This is a genomic window from Sphingobacterium shayense, assembly GCF_013179575.1.
GTDB classification, from domain to species: domain Bacteria; phylum Bacteroidota; class Bacteroidia; order Sphingobacteriales; family Sphingobacteriaceae; genus Sphingobacterium; species Sphingobacterium shayense.
This window is the reverse complement of sequence record NZ_JABMCQ010000018.1, coordinates 1-18,200: the sequence shown is the minus strand read 5'-3', so window position 1 is coordinate 18,200 and position 18,200 is coordinate 1. Positions and strand designations below refer to the sequence as shown.

11 protein-coding genes are annotated in these 18,200 nt (G+C 42.2%); 1 reads left to right on the top strand and 10 read right to left on the bottom strand.

The annotated features are described in order from the left end of the window. Nucleotides 1-3: 3 nt before the first annotated feature. From HP439_RS04055 to HP439_RS04040, 4 genes are all read right to left on the bottom strand, one after another. Nucleotides 4-1,686, bottom strand: coding sequence for a RagB/SusD family nutrient uptake outer membrane protein (locus HP439_RS04055; protein WP_172389068.1), 1,683 nt, complete (start codon nt 1,684-1,686; stop codon nt 4-6). An 11-nt stretch (nt 1,687-1,697) separates the two neighbouring features. Then, nucleotides 1,698-4,796, bottom strand: a complete 3,099-nt coding sequence (locus HP439_RS04050) for a SusC/RagA family TonB-linked outer membrane protein (protein WP_172389067.1) — start codon at nt 4,794-4,796, stop codon at nt 1,698-1,700. A 48-nt stretch (nt 4,797-4,844) separates the two neighbouring features. Next, on the bottom strand, nt 4,845-5,852 hold the full coding sequence (locus HP439_RS04045) for a FecR domain-containing protein (RefSeq protein ID WP_172389066.1): 1,008 nt from the start codon (nt 5,850-5,852) through the stop codon (nt 4,845-4,847). Between the two features lie 75 nt (nt 5,853-5,927). Beyond that, nucleotides 5,928-6,440 carry an RNA polymerase sigma factor gene (locus HP439_RS04040; protein ID WP_172389065.1) on the bottom strand — a complete coding sequence of 171 codons (513 nt, stop codon included), beginning with the start codon at nt 6,438-6,440 and terminating at the stop codon, nt 5,928-5,930. A gap of 302 nt (nt 6,441-6,742) precedes the next feature. Between HP439_RS04040 and HP439_RS04035 the strand changes: the two genes are divergently transcribed. Further along, a complete protein-coding gene (locus HP439_RS04035; protein WP_246229215.1) occupies nt 6,743-7,252 on the top strand; it encodes an ATPase in 510 nt (169 codons plus the stop codon). Between the two features lie 331 nt (nt 7,253-7,583). Here the strand turns inward: HP439_RS04035 and HP439_RS04030 are convergent, their stop codons facing one another. The 6 genes from HP439_RS04030 to HP439_RS04005 all read right to left on the bottom strand — a co-directional run. After that, nucleotides 7,584-9,983 (bottom strand): TonB-dependent receptor, encoded by a 2,400-nt coding sequence (locus tag HP439_RS04030; RefSeq protein WP_172389064.1) that lies wholly within the window; start codon nt 9,981-9,983, stop codon nt 7,584-7,586. A 446-nt stretch (nt 9,984-10,429) separates the two neighbouring features. After that, nucleotides 10,430-11,326 (bottom strand): DUF6528 family protein, encoded by an 897-nt coding sequence (locus tag HP439_RS04025; protein ID WP_216657759.1) that lies wholly within the window; start codon nt 11,324-11,326, stop codon nt 10,430-10,432. Between the two features lie 4 nt (nt 11,327-11,330). Next, complete coding sequence (locus HP439_RS04020; RefSeq protein WP_172389063.1) at nt 11,331-13,076, bottom strand: RagB/SusD family nutrient uptake outer membrane protein; 1,746 nt, start codon at nt 13,074-13,076, stop codon at nt 11,331-11,333. An 18-nt stretch (nt 13,077-13,094) separates the two neighbouring features. Next, nucleotides 13,095-16,517: a TonB-dependent receptor gene (locus HP439_RS04015; RefSeq protein WP_172389062.1), complete on the bottom strand. Its 3,423-nt coding sequence runs from the start codon at nt 16,515-16,517 to the stop codon at nt 13,095-13,097. A 232-nt stretch (nt 16,518-16,749) separates the two neighbouring features. After that, nucleotides 16,750-17,832 carry a FecR family protein gene (locus HP439_RS04010; RefSeq protein WP_172389061.1) on the bottom strand — a complete coding sequence of 361 codons (1,083 nt, stop codon included), beginning with the start codon at nt 17,830-17,832 and terminating at the stop codon, nt 16,750-16,752. 54 nt (nt 17,833-17,886) lie between these two features. Beyond that, nucleotides 17,887-18,200, bottom strand: a 314-nt coding sequence (locus HP439_RS04005) for an RNA polymerase sigma factor (RefSeq protein WP_172389060.1), incomplete at its 5' end; no start/stop codon positions are given.

Here is an 18,200-nt window from a genome sequence, read left to right as displayed (position 1 = left end):
ATGTTAATAGTTTGGGTTTTGCGTTAGACCACTGGTTAGTACCTCTGTAGAAGGGATAGGCCATATATATTGTTTTGTTGCATCAAATTTTCTACTGGAGATCTGTTTGATTAAGCCTTGGCTGAAAAATCCGGAAAAGTCGGCAACGCCATCCTCGTCTACAGGAGGAGCGGCTGGGAGAAACCACTTGCCAGTATTGACGACTTTGGCCACGAGATCCGCAGGGTCGAGTAGTCCGTAGTTGGGTTTGTTTAATACTTTCTCGGCAAGCTTCCAGCGAATTATATCCATATAACGAAGCCCTTCTAACGCAAATTCCATGCGCCGTTCGGCGCGAAGTATTTTCCGTAAAGATGCTTGCGCGGTTTCGGTTACCGCGGGGTAGTCCGCAGAACCAATGTCCACATTGTATGCTCTAGCGCGTACCTGATTTATGGCGGCTAGTACGGATTCGTCAATCTCATTCAGTTCAATTTTCGCTTCAGCATATATTAATAAAACATCGGCGTAGCGAATAATAACATTGTCGGGTTCGATTCGCCAAGAGTTTTGCAACCAGTCGTTATCAACACCCTTGTTCCATACCAAGCCATTAAATGAGGCATACTGCGCGACAGCTCGGTTGTCATTATTGGCTACTTGTTGTCCTGTCGATATCTTTGTTGTTTTTAGTGCCAGCGGATGGGGAGTGAAGATATGGTCCAGATGCGGTGTGTCAAAAGGAACGATAGTCGCTGCGCAACGCGGATCCCTGTTTAAAAAAGGATTCTTAGGATCGAAACTCGGTGACTCGTCCACCGGAAGCCCATCTGTACAATAGAATGCATATAACAGATCCCATGAAGGATCCTTTGCCGCCCAGCCTCCGTTATTACGCGGTATATAGTTCTGTCTGTCGCCAAGAGGCACCCCCAGCGTGATGGATCGGGGCAATAAGAATATCGATTCGGGAGATTGTTTTGTTTTTGAAAGAAATAGATCGCGGTACTGCGGGTGTAAAGTATAGAGACCGAGATCAATACATGCTTTGGCAGCCGTTTTCGCTGTTTCATAATCACCCATGTACAACGCGATACGTGCTTTCATCGCCAGCGCGGCACCTTTTGTAGCACGCTTAAGCTCATTGGAGCTGTATGACTCCTTTAGATTGGCTATTGCGAAGTCGTAGTCCTCATATATTTTTATTAGGACCTGCTCGGGAGTAGATTGATCGATAGCTTCCGCTTCATCAATTGAAAGGGTGCGGTCTGTGTAAACCACGTTGCGGTAGTGAGACAATAGATAGGAATACATGGAGGCGCGGACAAAACGCGCTTCAGCGGTGTAGCTCGCTATTTGCGCTTCGGGTAGCACGCCTATTACACGGTCCATATTTTCTAGGACAGTGTTTGCCCGCGATATGTTTTTATAGGTGTTTTTCCAATTGGTGTTAACAAACCCCGTTTGGCCATTGATGGTCGCATTGGTAATATCTGTCAACCCATCGCGGTATATCCAATCGTCGGTCCAGTCATCGAGGTCTTTCAACCAAAGATCTTCACGGTATAGATCGTTCAAAGACATGATGAGTTCTTCGGCATTTGAATTCCAAGTTTCACTTGAGCCTTGAGAGAGGGGATTGAGATCTAGCTTCTGACAAGAAAACAAAGATAAGCTCAGACATATATATAGAAATTTACTTTTCATGACGTTCTTGATTAAAATTTAGCATTGATTCCGAATAAATAAGTCGCTGTAATAGGGTAGGTGAGTGAGGTCATCTCGGGATCCCATCCTTTTGGGAATTTATTGACGGTGAATAAGTCGTTCGCCGTAAATGAAAAACCCAGACCTTTAAGTTTTATTTTAGTGAGTAGAGTCTGAGGGATCTCATAGTGTATGTTCACCGATTTCAAACGAAAATACTTGCCGTTTATCATCCAAAAGTCCGACATGGCGTAGTTGTTTCCCGCTGAGGTATTGGAATAGCGGGGATATTTGGCATTACGATTTTGTTCTTCAGTACCATAATGACTCCAGGCGTTGCCATCAAGAACTGAGAGAAAGTTCCCCCAATTTTCACGATACGGTTGAATCATGTCGGGAGTCTGTCGCGTGTTTTGTTTTCCAACTCCTTGAATAACAACGTTTAAAGATAGTCCGGCATATCCTACATTTACCTGTCCGCCGTACAGATACTGGGGAAGGGAACCGCCCAGGTGTACGCGATCATATTCAGGAGAGATGATACCATCTGGTGTTCCGTCGGGGCCGCTGATGTCTAGATATTTCACATCTCCGGGCTTTACATTGGCATTGAGCACCGGTGAATTTTCTACTTCTTCAGCCGTCTGGAAGATTCCTGCAGAGCGATAGCCGTACCACTCGTTAAATTCACTTCCTTCCATTTTTACTTGGTCGCCCAAGAATTCGGTACCTCCAAGATCCCCCATGACAGATTTGAAGTTCGAAATGTTAAATGATACACCGTAATCGACTTTTCCAACTTTGTCCTTCCAGCCTAATACGAGTTCCCACCCTTTGGTGTTCATCTTTCCGGTATTTTGATTGGGGTTGTCAAAGCCGATATACGTGGGAATCTGTAAAGCCAGTAGCATATCGCTGGTTGTCTTTTCATATACGTCGAATGTTGCGTTAAAGCGATTATTTAATCCGGCAAAATCCAGACCGATATCATAGGATTCTGTTTTCTCCCAGGTGATATCGCGAATAGCATATTGCCATTGTGCAGCGGACTGGGCCGATACAGCTTCGTTCCCTTGATAGAATAGGGCTGTATTGGAAAACTGTATTAAAGATTGGTAAGGGTAGTTTCCGATCCGTTCATTACCGAGTGTTCCGTATGAGGCACGAAGTTTCAGAAAATCTAACCACGGGATATCTTTTACGAAATTTTCTTCAGATATTGTCCAACCGGCCGATATGGAAGGAAAGACGCCCCAGCGGTACTCCTTGGCAAAACGAGAGGATCCGTCATAGCGGATGTTCGCTTGGAGAAAGTATTTATTGGCATAATTATACATTGCGCGTCCGAAGTAGGAGCGGTAGGCGTTCTCGTAGGCGCTACCTCCATTATCTCTAAACTCTAACGGGCCAATATCCAGATAGGGATATCCACTTAATTCGTATTGATCTCGAGAGGCATTTAGATCTTCATTGAAGTAATAAAAGAACTCATAGCCTCCGAGTACGTTGATGTTGTGCTTATCGAAGCTCTTCAAGTAATTTGCGAGGAATTGTGTTGTATACTGGTAACTTTCGACTCTCTGTTCGGTAAGTTTGGTTGCGTTATATCCATTCAGGTAACCAATCCGTTCATCTGGGTTATCCCAAGCAGTATAGGGTACCTTCGTCTTGAATGTTTTCGTTTTGTCGAAGTTGAATACCGGCGCGATGACGCCACTAAGTGTAAGGCCACTGACAGGTTTAAGATCCACACCGAACTTACCGCCAAGCTGGTTATACTGATACTTTGTTTCTCCTCCTTCATGGAGCATGCCGTATACATTGTCACCGTCTTTACCAGAAGCAATACGGCCATCGTCCCATAGTCCAGCATATATCGGAGCGGTGATCCCCAATCTGTACATCGGATCTATTGAAGGACGATTGTCGGTTGTTCGCTTAAAATTAAGGTCTATTACGGCTGAAAGATAGTCGTTTACGTGGACATTGTTGTTGATCCGTGATGTCAATCGTTCATAGTTTCTGCCGACATAAAGAGCCTCCGTATCATCGTAGCCTAAGGAGAAACGGGTTTGTAAATGTTTTCCAGATCCAGTTACAGCAAGTTGGTGGCTTTGGCGGGGAGCACGTTTTTCAAGAAGCAGGCTCTGCCAATCCGTGATCGGGTATTGGTTCGCATTTTCTTGATTTAGGCTGAGGTAATTGTCAACAATATCTTTGGCATATATAGGATACTCATTATCATTGTTGTTATTATCATTCCAGCGCAGTTCATTTACGAGTTGTAGATAGCGTTGTGCTCCCACATACTCGGGAAGTTCCGTCGGCGTTTCAAAGCCAATATCGGTATTATATTCCAATGATAGTTGTCCTTCTTTACCCCGCTTGGAAGTGATCAGTATTACCCCTGCGGCTGCCCGAGCACCGTAAATAGATGCTGATGCCGCATCTTTCAGAACAGTTACGTTCTCAACATCGTTCGGATTTACCTGGTCGATGCTGCTAATAGGGACGCCATCGAGAATAATCAACGGATTGATGCCGGCATCGGTAATTGTTGTAATACCGCGTACGCGCACAGTGGCGGTGGAACCTGGGGCACCGTTATTCCTAGTTACCATAACACCTGGAACGGAACCTTGCAGTGCTTGTGAAAGCTGGGTTGTTTTGCGGACGGCAATATCTTTACCGTCAACGGTCGATATCGCTCCCGTAAGATCTTTCTTTTGCACCGTACCATAGCCAATGACGACGACTTCGTCGAGTTGATTATCATCTATTGCTAGACGGACTAATATAGTATTGGTTTGCCCGGGTTTTGCCACAAAATTCATGATAGAATCTCGCTGGTAACCGACGTGATGCACGTATATGTTGTACGTACCATCCGTTGAGAGATTGGTCAGGTTGAACATCCCTTGATCATCGGAGCCGAAGGTCTGCTTTTGATTGGATTTCGTGTTTAAGACATCGATGGTCGCCCCTGGTATGGCAACTCCGTCACTGCTTATTACCTTTCCCGTCGCCCTGGTATTGGTTTGCGCAAATGATTGTTGAAAAAAAGACAATAGTCCATAGATCAGCAATGGGTAAACTAGGTTACTTCTCATAGCAATTAAGATTTAATTATAAATGGTTATTGGTTATTCGTGTATTGCTTATTTGATTGTTATAATATCGTTGTCCCTACTGAATTGACATTCATTTATTTGGCAAAAAATCGTCAATAGGTTTTCTATGTTATCATTTTGTTTAAGATTTCCAGTGAAGTTGCCGTTAATGATTTTCGTGTTCTCCACATCGATGGTTACGGAATAGAGGCGTTCCATGATGCTAAATAAGTCGGCGTTGGTCACACCTTTAAAATTGACAACTCTGTTTGACCAGGCGATGGTGCTGACCGAGTAATTCGATCTGCTGTTTTTCTTTTCTTCTTCCCACGCCTTTTTGAAATTGACTTTCGCAGGCAGCATCAACTGGTGATGGAAGTTATTCGTGTTTATAATAAGGGTTGCTTGGTCGTTAAGAAACACCTGTTGGTCGTCTTGGTTGATGTCTTTGCTTACAACGATTTTTCCTTCAAGCAATTTGATAAGGAGTTCGTCTTTGTTGTAATCGGAAATGCTGAATATCGTTCCTAGTGCCGTTGTCTTTATACCCCGATTGTTAACGTGAAAGGGATGCTCTTTGTCAGGATACACATAAAAGGTCGCCTCGCCAGAGACTTGTTCTATAGCTCGATCGGAGTTAAAGTTCGAATAGTAGACTAGTTTTGACTGCGGTTCTAATTTCACGCGACTACTGTCGGGCAATAGATGCCAAAGGCTGGAACTGCTTGTATTGGTAAGACTGATCCGTAGGTTATCCTCACTTACGATATCATGCATTCCTGTTTTGTAAAAAGGGAATGTTGCTGCGATCAATATTGTTGCTGCAATAAGGAGCCGTTTAAGTGTAACGACCGGTGCTTTCGTATGAAGAATGGAATGAAGGATATGCTGTTTTACTTCTGAAGAGGTAAAGGTTAATTCATTTTCAGGAATATCTTCGAAGAGTTGGATTTTATCCAGCTCATCTTCGTGGTCCTCTAGGTAACGCACGACGAAGTCACACTCTTTGTAGGAGCATTTATTGGATAAAAACTTCTTTAAAATTTCCTCTCTCACAGTTTACAATTTGGGTCGTGTTATCTATATGTACGTTCAATACACCGAAACTACGTACGCGTCCCAAAAATATTTTTATAGATGAAGGACGATGTAGACCAGGGCGAGCACTTTGCGTAGTTGTTTTATTGATTTGTAAACGTGAGTTTCCACTGTTCGTACGGAAACATTAAGCTTCTGCGCGATTTCTTTATGGCTATAGCCTTCGATGTAAGCTAGGCTGAATACCTCTTTTCTGATGGGGGAAAGCTGGTTGATGGCCCTGTTTAAAGAATCTTTGAGGTCGCTAGAAAGCTCGCTGATAGGAATTTTGTCCTGCTGCTTGAGACTATCGATCATCTGACGATCTTTCGCTTCTTTACGGAGCCAATCGATGAATATCAATTTTCCTTTACGAAAAAGTTGTACTTCAACTGGTAACTCGGAGGTGTAGCTGTCTCGGTATCTCCAGAACTTGATAAACGTTTGCTGTGTCAAGTCCTGGGCAAGCTCATGTGATTGCGTTTTTTTTAAAAAGCCTGAATATATTCGATCATAGTATTTGTCAAATACAATCCGAAAATTCTGCTCATCCATTTGCGAATACATAGCGAAAAAAGTCAATTTCAGTCTCAATAGTATAAAAAGCTATAAGACTAATAGGTTTAAAGGTCCAATTTAAGAATTAAAATTGTATTGCAATTATTTAGGGAATACTTCAACAGAGTTTCTCGTGAATTTTAGCCGCTAGAAAAAAAATAATGACATAACGGAGGAAAATTAATCTATCGTAAAGAAAGAATTAAGATAACATCGCAAATCTTTTGTGAATTTGAACGTATGACGGGTAAACATTTATATATAATTGCTGGCTGCAGGGGGGCAGGGAAAACTACAGCGTCGTATACCTTTTGCCTGAAATATTATTATGTAAGGAGTTTGTAAATGCAGATGAAATAGCGAAAGGTTTATCTCCTTTTCAACCCGAAAAAGTTGCCATTGAGGCAGGAAGGATAATGATTCATCGAATTAATAGTTTATTAAAGGATAGAGAAAGTTTTGCTTTTGAAACAACTTTAGCGACCAAAAGTTACAAAAGGAAAATTCTTGATGCTAGATCGAATGGATATTATGTCATTTTGGTCTATTTTTGGTTAAACAATATTGAATTAGCAAAGACACGTGTAGAACAACGAGTATCCGAAGGTGGGCACAACATCCAAAGCGATGTAATTGAGAGGCGGTATTTAAACGGAATCAAAAAATTATTCGATATTTATTTGCCAATCGTTGATGAAGCTCAAATAGTTGACAATTCGGATGGGGTTTCTGAATTATTTGCACATTATGAGTCTGGCGTAATAGAAGTGGTCAATCAGAAAAAGTTTAGTGGAATAAGAGAATACTATGATGAAAAGTAAGCAAAAAATCTCGACAGTAGCGGAAACATCAAATCAAAACGCGACAGTAAAAAGAAACCCCTCTGAGATAAGAGATAAGATTATGGAGGGTCTTAAATTATCTTACGAACGGTTAGTTGAAGAAAAAAGAAAAAAAGGACAGTATTTGATTGTTTATAGAAATGGGAAAAACGTTAAAATCAAACCCTAAAAGGTTTTTTTGTTTCCACCTTGTTTTGTTGACGGGTAATTTGTTCAAACCCAACGTTTATAGCTAATCTTGTTTCCAGAAGAAAGCAGGAAGAAGAAACAGAGCTACCTACCTTATGTGAAAGTCGATAGCTCCTTAATGTTAGAAGCGATAAGCCAAACTACCTAAGATACTTCTAGGCATCCTTGGATTTACAGTTGTCCAGCCACCATAATACGTTTTGTCTGTAAGGTTATTTCCTTTTACTGCCAGCTCATAGTTTTTGTAGGTGTAGGAAATACTGGCATTGAACAAGGTATAGGCCGGTAATGTAAATTGACCAGTGGGTGCGCTATCGGTGATGAGGTTTTCACTGGCATAGTTTACACCTGCACCGAAACCTAAGCCTTTAACAGCACCAGTTGGAATAACGTAGTTCGCCCAAACATTCATTAGGTTTTTAGGACCAGCCTCTGTCGGCCGGCGGTTATTAACACTTTCGGCGGCTTTGGTAATCTTGCTATTATTGTGACTATACGTAAATATCAGGTTTAGCCCATCCAAAGGAGCTGCTGTGAGGTCGAACTCTATACCCTTGCTCAAACGGGTTCCGTCCTGTACGGTAATGTTATAGGTTTCGCCATCTCGTTCTATCGATTCACCGCGTGTCATATTACTTACACGAATATTGTAATAGCTAGCTGTTAATCCTAGGCGATTATTGAACATGTTTAGCTTGATGCCAGCTTCGCCTTGTTTAGCTTGCTGCGGTTTAAAGTCTCCGGATATATCCGGTAGCGGCTGAATAACGGGGGAGACATTCTTGAAACCATTTTGATAATTGGCAAAGAAGGATAACTGATCTTTGATGGCTTCATAGACTAAGCCCGCTCGCGGAGAGAAAGCTACTTGGTTAAATGCACCTGTTGTTGTGTCTTTATCGAAATTGTGGGTCCCCTTGTTATCAAAATAATCTACACGCAAAGCTAAGCTTAAATGTAGGCTAGGTGTTATATCCAATACATTGGATACATAGGCCCCCAAGACCTGTGTTCGGCTTCGGTTATTCGTCTCGGCGCCGGTTGAAGCCGCGATTGCAGCGTCTATACTAGCCGCATTAAATTTGTAGTAATCAGGGTCATCATACGAGGTATTGATCTGATCGACCAACACGTATGGGGAATTGTGCGTCTCTGCCTGTTGAAAAAGATAATCCAACCCTACTAGAGTACGATTGCGCATCTTACCAATGTTATAGTCTCCTACAAAATTTTGCTGTGCATTTACTGTTTTCGCCGTATAATCTTGATCACCCGCGTAGCGGTTGATAAGTGTATCGCTATTTTCAATATACATCACATACTGAAAATACCCGTCAGCCTTCCGGTTGTTGTAAACGAGAGTGCTATTCGATGTCCATTGATCATTGATACGATATGTCACGTTACCACGCAGGTTGGTCGTCGGATTTTTAAAGGTGACGTCATTATTCGTATACGATTTATTGAAATCAAACTGTAGTTCCTCAGGTGTGCGTGCGATTAGTTGTCTGGAACGATTGAGGAACACCATTAACGGATTGGTACCCTTGCTCTGATAGATTTCCGCATCAAACTGGATGTTCAAACGCTCATTCGGGCGGTATAAAAGGGATGGAGCGATAAATAAAGATTTCTTAAAGCCGGCATCCTGAAATGTTCCGTTGTGGGTGTAGGCGGCATTTAATCTTCCTAATAATTTGTTGTCGGCAGTTAAAGGGCCATATACATCCGCCGTGACGCGGTGTTCATCGTAGCTGCCTAAGATGTAGTTAAAACGGCCACCTAGGGTGTCAAGTGGTTTTTTTGTTACATTGTTAATGAGTCCACCAAAGCCGACAGCAGCGCCACCGTACAGCGATCCGGATGGACCTTTGATCACTTCGATGGTTTCTATATTGGAAGGATCCGGACTCGTGCTGGCAATACTAACAACCCCATTGACCATCGCCGCCTGCGTGGCAAATCCGCGAAGGGTGTAATAAGTCACTCCATCGCCAGGGCGGCCCGTAGAAGACCACAATTTATCCACACCTGATACGTTGGTTAATGCATCGTCGAAATTAGTAGTTACTTGACTTTGTAGCAATTCCTTTGTAATACCAGTGTAGGACTGGGAGTTTTCGAGGTTCTTCAGGGGCATCTTCCCGACATAGGGGCTACTCTTTTTTGTGTACTTATTGGCAATGCCGTTGACAACAATCTCTTCCAAGGTTGCACGATCTTCAGAGAGGTAAATAGTCGGAATATTCAGTCGTTCTGTAGTGACTTGAATTTCTTTATTTTGCGGCTGCAGACCGACGCCTGAAATAGATAAAATATGAGTGCCCGGCTGCACATTTCGGAACACAAAATTCCCCTTGGTATTTGTAAATACGGTAAATTCCTGCGGCGTTAGCTTGACAGTAATTCCCTCGGCGGGCTTACCATCCGAAGAGAAAATCGTTCCCGCAATTTCAGTTTTCTGTTGCGCCACTACGATCAGCGGCAAGACAAACAACAATGTGAGTAAAATTTTTCGCATAATTATGTGTAGAGGTTGTCTTTAAATTTATTTAGACTTAATTTAAATTGTGCAAATGTATTGTTCCTGTTTAACAATTCAAAGAGAAATTTGAAAAATAGTGACTTAAAACCTTGTAGGAGATTTAGGTATCTACGGTATGGGAATTTTATTTCGCGTTATATGCGTCGAACTGTTTTCACATTATACGCATATTTCAATATAGCTTTTTAGATCAACGGCCCGTTAATTGTCACGCGTTGGAAGCGGATAATGGATGATTCGATCATTTTTTTGGGGAGGTGATTAACCTGCACTTTTGAGAATGCGTGAATAGACATTGAATTCTAAAGGGAAAATCAAAAACTACGTTACGAATAGATCCTTATTGTCAAATAGAATGTTCGGATTGAGCAGCATGAAAAAGCTAATCATTGTCTGCTCAAACCGAACATACCTCAATTCCATTATTGGACTACGCGAACTTTATAGAGCCGCAGGCCAGGTAACGATATTATTTTTTTAGAATTTGTTTCGTAGATGTTCTCGGTCCACCAACTTTCTTCAGCGATGGTGTACACATAATTATTTTCGTGCTGGAAATAATTTAAAGACTTTATATTTTCTTTTCCTGCGAGCGGTACAAATTCGGTAAACTGGCCAGTAGCCGTGTCAAAGCTAAAGACATTATGATGTGTTGTAATTAACAGCTTACCGTCCTTTCCCATGGAAAGATCATGTCCCCCTGCATTTGGTAGCAGCCACGTTTTTTCTAGCTTTAAGCTGGGATTATCATTGTCCCAATCTTCTAAGGAGTACGCTTTTAGCCGATTGAAGCCTAAAACATAGAGACTCTCAGAGGATTCCAACCAAATCGCACCATGTCCAGAATATAAAGTATCAGTGAACAGCCGAGTTTCAGATTTTCCGATTTCGTAAAGTTCTAGACTATTTCCCTGCTTATGGGTAGAGTTGGCAACAGCGATTCTATTATTCGGCAGCATCGCTGCCGAATGTGCCATAGGCGTTTTTGCATAGAATTCTACTGTTTTACTTTTCACATCGATAAGTAACGTTGCACCCGAGGACGAGCAGACTAAGATCTTGCGATTGTCCAATACTGGTTTGCATTCATCAAGGCTTACTAACAGGCTTTTGTATTCTTCTGGAATATCCGTGGCCGTCTGTGCATCCCATTCCCATAATATTTCTGTATGCGTTGCCGTAGATTTTAACGGATCAATGATCAGCAGCTTGCTGTCTCCGCAAGCGACGTAGTATCCTTCCTGTAGGAGATTCTGAGCGTTAACTTCCGAACACCACGCTGTGATTATAAGAAGTATCGGAATTAAAAATCTAATCATATCGTTATAAATTTTCCCAACCAGGGTTTTGTGAAAGATTTTGGTTTAATGTTAACTCTTCTAAAGGGATTGGGTTAAGATATTCCCAGGATTGGAATGGCTTTTTCGCATTTTTATAGGGCATCAGACGACCTGATTCACCATTAGAAAGTCCATTTACCGGTGACAGCTTAAAGTATTGTACACCAGAGACTCGGTCGGAAGGTGCATTATCCGTGCTTTTTATGACATAAAGATCCGGGTTTCCGTCTTGATCGAGATCAATTAACTGATTGAACCCAGGAATGTAAATTCCATGATATTCTGTACGGAAAAGGTGACCTTCGTTCCAACGGATTAGGTCGTCTCGACGTAAACCTTCAAAAGCTAGCTCTATCCTTCGTTCTCTGCATATTTCTAGGATGGCAGGATCTGTTGTTCTTTTATACCGAGACAATTGCAGCTCGTCCGTCGTTAGCGGCAGGGTTAATTTTTGTTGTACTCCCGCTCGACTTCTCAATTGGTTGACCGTTTCGTCCAGATCTCCTTGGGTCAGATGCCCTAAGATGGCTTGTGCTTCAGCATAGTTTAACAAAACTTCAGCGTAACGAATCAATATTACGTCTCTGTTATCGCTACCTTGGTCTTCAATAGGTGGACCAACACGCTTGGTAACCTGATATCCGGTTCTGTTCTCTGCGAAGTCATTTACGGCCTTATTTGTTGTGCCAATTCTTATGTAGCCAGGATGGACGACAGATTGCGGCAATCTAAAATCGCGCTGCTGAAATTCATGATGATACGACTTGTTTTCAATCTTTCCTGCATTTTGTTGGTAGTAGGAAGTTCCGTCTAACATCGGATAGTCACTGATAAGCGAAAATGTTGCTCCGTAGTTCCCGTTGGAAGTTGATGTGAACTCTGGCGTGTAATAAATAAAGTTTTGTGTAGAAGATCTGGCAAGGATTACTTCTTTTGTAGGCGCCTCCGCTATTTGGAACATCGAAGCGTAGTCTTTTTCGGAGTTGCCCGTTGTATATATGCCGTATTTCTTAGAGTCCATTAATTCTTTAGCCGCATCTCGAGCGATCTCAATAAATTTATCTGCATCAGGTAACTGAGTCTCTTTATGATAAAGCCTGTAAGTTCCTTCGAATAGCGCAATTCTGGATTGGAGCGCTAAGGCTGTCCATTTGGTAATTTGGTTTTTGCTGGTTTCTTCTCCGAGATAAGTCACGGCAAAATTAAGATCCTGCATTACGCTGTCCATTACAAGCGTACGTGGATCACGGGGCTTATACAATTCTGTTTCGTCTGTTGTTTTTAATGGGGAAGAATACCAAGGAACGTCTCCGAAAGTGCGTACTTTTTTAAAGTAAAACCACGCTCTGAAAAATTTTGCGATAGCTAGATTCTTTTGTTTGAGTGCCACATCCTCGGTGTGCTCGTTCACATTCTGAATGAAATAGTTTAAATTGCGCAGTTCGCTCCAGCTCCAACCGCCACTTCCCAACGCCGTTGGCAGGGTGTAGTTAGACGAGCGCATCGCTGGTGGCGTCGTGATATGCTCCATGTTATCGGAAAACTTATCGTCTTTGATACTGTTATGATCAAGGCTATTGTAAAAACCATCGGTGAATGTCTTTAAACTTGCTTCATTCTTGAATAATGATGGGGATTCGGCCACCTGCGTTTCTGGGAATTGATCGAACTGTGATTCACAGGCGCTAAATAATATGAGGCTGAAGAATAGTATACCTAATTTTTTCATTTTGTCAATTTCTTAATGTTAAAAACCAATTTCGATCCCAAATGCAAACGTACGTTGTATTGGATAGGCTGTACCCATACCTACACTGCCTTGGCTTGCGTCAGGATCTTTTTCTAATCCTTCAGGATCTAATGTGTCGTGCAGCTTTGTCCATTCAAATAAGTTTGTTCCTGCAACATATATCCGGGCGTTGCTTAGCGCATTTTTAAGGAAAGTGGGAGGAAGGTTGTAACCCAATATCAAATTGCTTAATCTCAGGTAGCTTGCGCTTTGCAAGTACCGGGTCTGTGGAACACCCAAATCATTTTGGCCTAAAGCGATATAGCCTTGAGGTTTAGGGAAATAGGCGTCCGGATTTTCCGGTGTCCATCTATTTTCGACTACGTGTTGAAGAAGGACTTGATATTTCCTGTTATACGAGCTCCAGAAATTTGCCGTCTCCGCAGACGGATAGATGTCCCGTTTGCCGACGCCTTTAAAGAATGCATTTAGATCAAACCCTCGGTAGCTAAAATTTAAGTTAAGTCCATACTGATACCTTGGTGTTGTATTGCCAATGATGCGATAGTCACCATGGTTTTCTAATGTCCAATCGCCTTTGCTTATTACGCCGTCGCCATTGGAGTCTTCGAACTTGATGGTTCCTGCACTCGCGAATTGGCGATAACTGCTCGTTTGTAAAAGAGGGCTGTTTTGTGCTTCTTCGTCTGTTTGGAAAAAGCCTAACGTATTTAGTCCCCAAATTTCGCCTAGTTCCTGTCCCACGTAATAATCACCTAAGTAATTGGTTGGATTATAGTAATCGGTAATAACTGCGGAGTAGTCCGAAATGTTGAATCGTACGCCATATTGGAAGGGGTGGAGACCATTTATTTGATCTTGCCAGCCTAGGGATAGTTCCCATCCGCGGTTTCTTAGCGAAGCGATATTCTCTTTGGGAACGGTGGCTCCGAATACGGACGGTAGGGAATGGTACGGAGCTAACATGTTGTCGGTATTGCGTTGGTAATAATCGAACACGATAGATAACCTGTTATTCATTAAAGCGGCATCAAGCCCTACATCGGCCGTTTTCGACGTTTCCCAAGTGAAGTTCTCCGATTTGGGACTCGGTACACCGGTGTAGGTATATTGTTCTCCATCCAGCAGATACGGCGACCTTGTCATACTCAAAATTGATAGATAATCAAAAGATCCAATGTTCTGGTTTCCTAATGCGCCGTATGATCCTCTTATTTTTAGGGAGTTTATCACCCCTTTTAATGGTTCAAAGAATTGTTCTTCGGAAATTTTCCATCCGGCGGAAACCGAGCCGAAGAATGCTCCTCTGGACGCCTTACTGAATTTAGAGGTCAGATTATGCATGCCATTTAACTCGATAAGGTATTTTTCGTCGAAATTGTATCCTGTCCGTAAAAAGATGCTCCTGTTCGCGTATTTATCGTCGTCGTCACTGGCTTCGAAGATACCTGTTGCTAGGTTTAAAGAATGCTCATCAAGACCTAATATCGGGTCTTGGTGAGTCACCGTTTCGTAATGGCTATTATAGTTTTCGAAAGTGAAGCCCGAGGTGATATCAAGATTATGTCTGCCTAAGGATTTCTTATAGTTCGCGTATGCGTTTACATTAAAGGTTTCAGATTCTGTATTACTCTTGTATATTTTCGCGGGGCCAGCATCTGAGTAATGCGATAGAATGGTGTTTCTGTTGTTGAATGAATGAGAAAGATAGGGGCCAGTGTTATCCCACCAACGGTTTCTATACCAATGATAATACATGTATGATAAATCGGCATGCAAAGTAAGCGACTCATCGAGCAGCTTGATGTCTGTTCCGAAGGTGTTTAAGAAGCTACTGGTATTGGTTTTATATTCTGACTGCTTTTCAATAAACTGGCGGTAGAAACCGATGTCGGTAGGAATCGTTTCGCCATCAACTTGTATCGTTTCTGGCATCAACGGGTTGGTGTTGTCAATAAACCGCCATGGGTTTGAGCTAAATCCATATAGGTAAGTGTTGGGAATATCGTCTCGACGCATCGTTGCCGATGTTTTACTGAAGATAGTAACATTGTCAGAAACCTTAAAGCTGTTGTTAGCGCGAAAATTAAATCTGTTGATTTTTTCCGGTTTAAATTTCAGATTACCCTCTTCGTTGTTGTAATCTCCCGATAAGAAATATTTGTATTTGTCGGAGCCTCCTCGGATGCTTAAATTATGGTTTTGTTCCGGAGTATAAGTGCGAAACCAATCCTTGTAATAGTTGTTCACCGGACCACCCAGAAGAAGCGTCGCTTTACCACCGATATTTTGCAAGTCATAAAGTGGTAACGATGGGTCTGCTGCGACATCGTAGGGGTATTGCACCTGTGCATCTGTGTAATAAGTTTGCCCGATGTTGCCATTAAATTCCCGTTCTTGTATTTCTAAATAATCGAGTCCTTGGTAAACCTCAGGAATTTTAGTCGCTTTCCCCCATTTGAAGTTATTGTTGTAATTAATCTGCGGTTTTCCATCGATCCCTTCTTTGGTCGTTACCAGTATGACCCCGTATGCGGCACGGGCACCGTATATCGCGGCAGAGGAGGCGTCTTTGAGAATAGAAATGTTGTCGATGCTCTGTGGTGATATATTGTTTAGCTCAAAAGAAGAGATAGGTACGCCGTCCAATAAAATCAAAGGAGAACCCCCATTAATTGAAGTGTTCCCGCGCACGTTGAATGAAGCTCCTCGTCCGGGTTTACCATCACTTATTCCGATGTTTAAGTTAGGCACTTGTCCAGCAAGGGCTTCCCCAAGGTTGGTAGCTTTGAATGCGTCAATCTGCTTGCTGTCGATTTGGTCTACCGCTCCGGTTAAATTAGCTTTTTTCTGTATACCATAACCTACCACGACGACCTCGTCGACCATGGATGATTCAACTTCTAAAGTGACATTTAGCACTTGTTGGCTGCTAACTTCAAATGTTTGGTCGGCATAACCGAGGTATCGAAACGTTAATTTTGAGTTTTCTGGAACACGAAGGGAATAGTGGCCATTTTTGTCTGTCCGCGTCCATAAACTTGGTTTCTGATCGACGGTTACTGTTACTCCTTCTATTGGTCCATTAAGGTCGCTTACCGCTCCCGATATTTCGATATCAGTTTGATGACGTTCTTTAAGTATAATTGTTTTATCAACGATTTGGAACGTTAAGTTTTTCCCGCGTATGGCTTTTTTAAGTATGGATGCCACCGAGGCGTTGGACATGGTGAGTTCGGCAACACGAAGATTCTTAATTGCGTTCTGATCGTAGAATAAGCGTAGCTTACTTTTTGCTGATACCTCTTCGAGCACCTCTTCGAGCGCTACATTTTTCATGTCGATTGAGATGTTTTGTGCATTCCCCGAGGCGTATGCCCCAAAGGAAAAGACCAGGCTCAACAAGATTATAAGTTTCATAGTGATTAAGAACATTAAGACGGATCGCCTACTACGGGCGCCATTCCTTTCCCGTTGGGAAAAAGAAGAAAAATAAATCATAAATTTGTAAATGTTAAAGGGTCAATAAATTATTAGTTACGATCTGATGTTTTATACCTCTTTATCGGGGGATGCTCCAACATCCCCCTTTATTGATAAATCGATAAAGTCTTTTTATTCGTTTTTCATTTATCCAGCATATTATTGTTAGTTATATAGGTTGCGCTATTACAATTCCCGTTTTTATTTGAAAACTTCCGTTCGTTGCAATAGATAGAATATTGAGTGTTTGTGATAGATTTTGGTTTCTGGCTATACTGCCCTTGAACGAGGAATTGGGAGAGAGGCGCTCTATGCCTACAAACTTTACGTCGTACCAGCGGCTAATCTGTTCGCAGATTTCCGTTAAGTTGTTACCGTCAAAATAAAATTCACCTCTTTGCCAAGCCAGGTTTTTTTGTTCATCCGACCGCGAGATGTGAATCTTTTCATCACGGCATAGCGCTTGTTCGCCGGGTTTAATTATGTTATTTTGTCCTGCCGATTTAACTTTTACAGAACCTTCAACCAATGTGGTGAGGACACTTTTGTCATAAGCGTTCACATTGAATGTCGTTCCTAGGACTTCTATTGTTGCATCGTTGGCTTCGATAAAGAATGGCCGATTTTCATCATGAGCAACCTTGAAATAAGCTTCACCCGTCAATTTAACACGACGCTGGTTTTTGTCAAATTTCTCGGGGTAAGTGATTGTACTGGCAGCGTTCAGCCAAACCTGCGTGCCGTCTTCGAGTTGAACGCTGTAGGTTGAGGCTACAGGCGTATTAATTTTTAAAGTTTGATTTTCATTTTTGGCGTACTGGCGTAAATCTGGATTTGGAAGCTCGATCACTTCACCTTTTGGATAGGAGAGGGTTGCGAAGTTTTTTCCGGGTAGTACGTCGCCATTGTCGTAATTAACAGGTAATGCAGCTGTTTGGGAAGTTATTGTGTGATTCGTTGTATGGAACCAAAAAGCGAGGCCTAGAAGAACTGTCGCTGCTATCGTCGTGGACCAAATTATCAGGCGAGATTTTCGACCTGGATTTTTGACTTCTTGGCTATCTGTCAGGATGTTATCATAGATTGTGCTCGCTAGATCCTTCGGAGGATTAACGTGGGTATTGACCCCTAGATCTTGATCAAGCCCATCAAGCCATCTGTCAACTGCTTTTTCCTCTTCGAGTGTACATTCTCCTCGTCGGTATTTTGCTAGTAGATCTTTTAGCGTTTTTATCTTGTCGTTTTCATCCATACACTTCTATTACCGTATAGAAAGGGCGGAGGTACCGAAAAAAAATGAAATAGATTAAAATACCTTTAGTTTAAGCTTTAATTTGCTGATTGCTAGTGTGATATTGTTTTTTACAGTTTGCTCGGAAAGCGCCAAATGGTTGGCTATTTCCTTGATAGGCATATTTTCTACGCGGCTCAGTTGGTATACCTCCTGCATGGTCTTCGGCATTTTTCTGACCTCGTTCTGAATATGAATACCGAGCTCGTTTGCGATGAATTGTTCTTCGATGCTCTCGTTGGCGTTGGGGAGATGATACGCGAGATCTTTTAGCTTTGTTTGGCTGCGATTGTTAGATCGTATCCAGTCGATGATTTCGAATTTTGCAG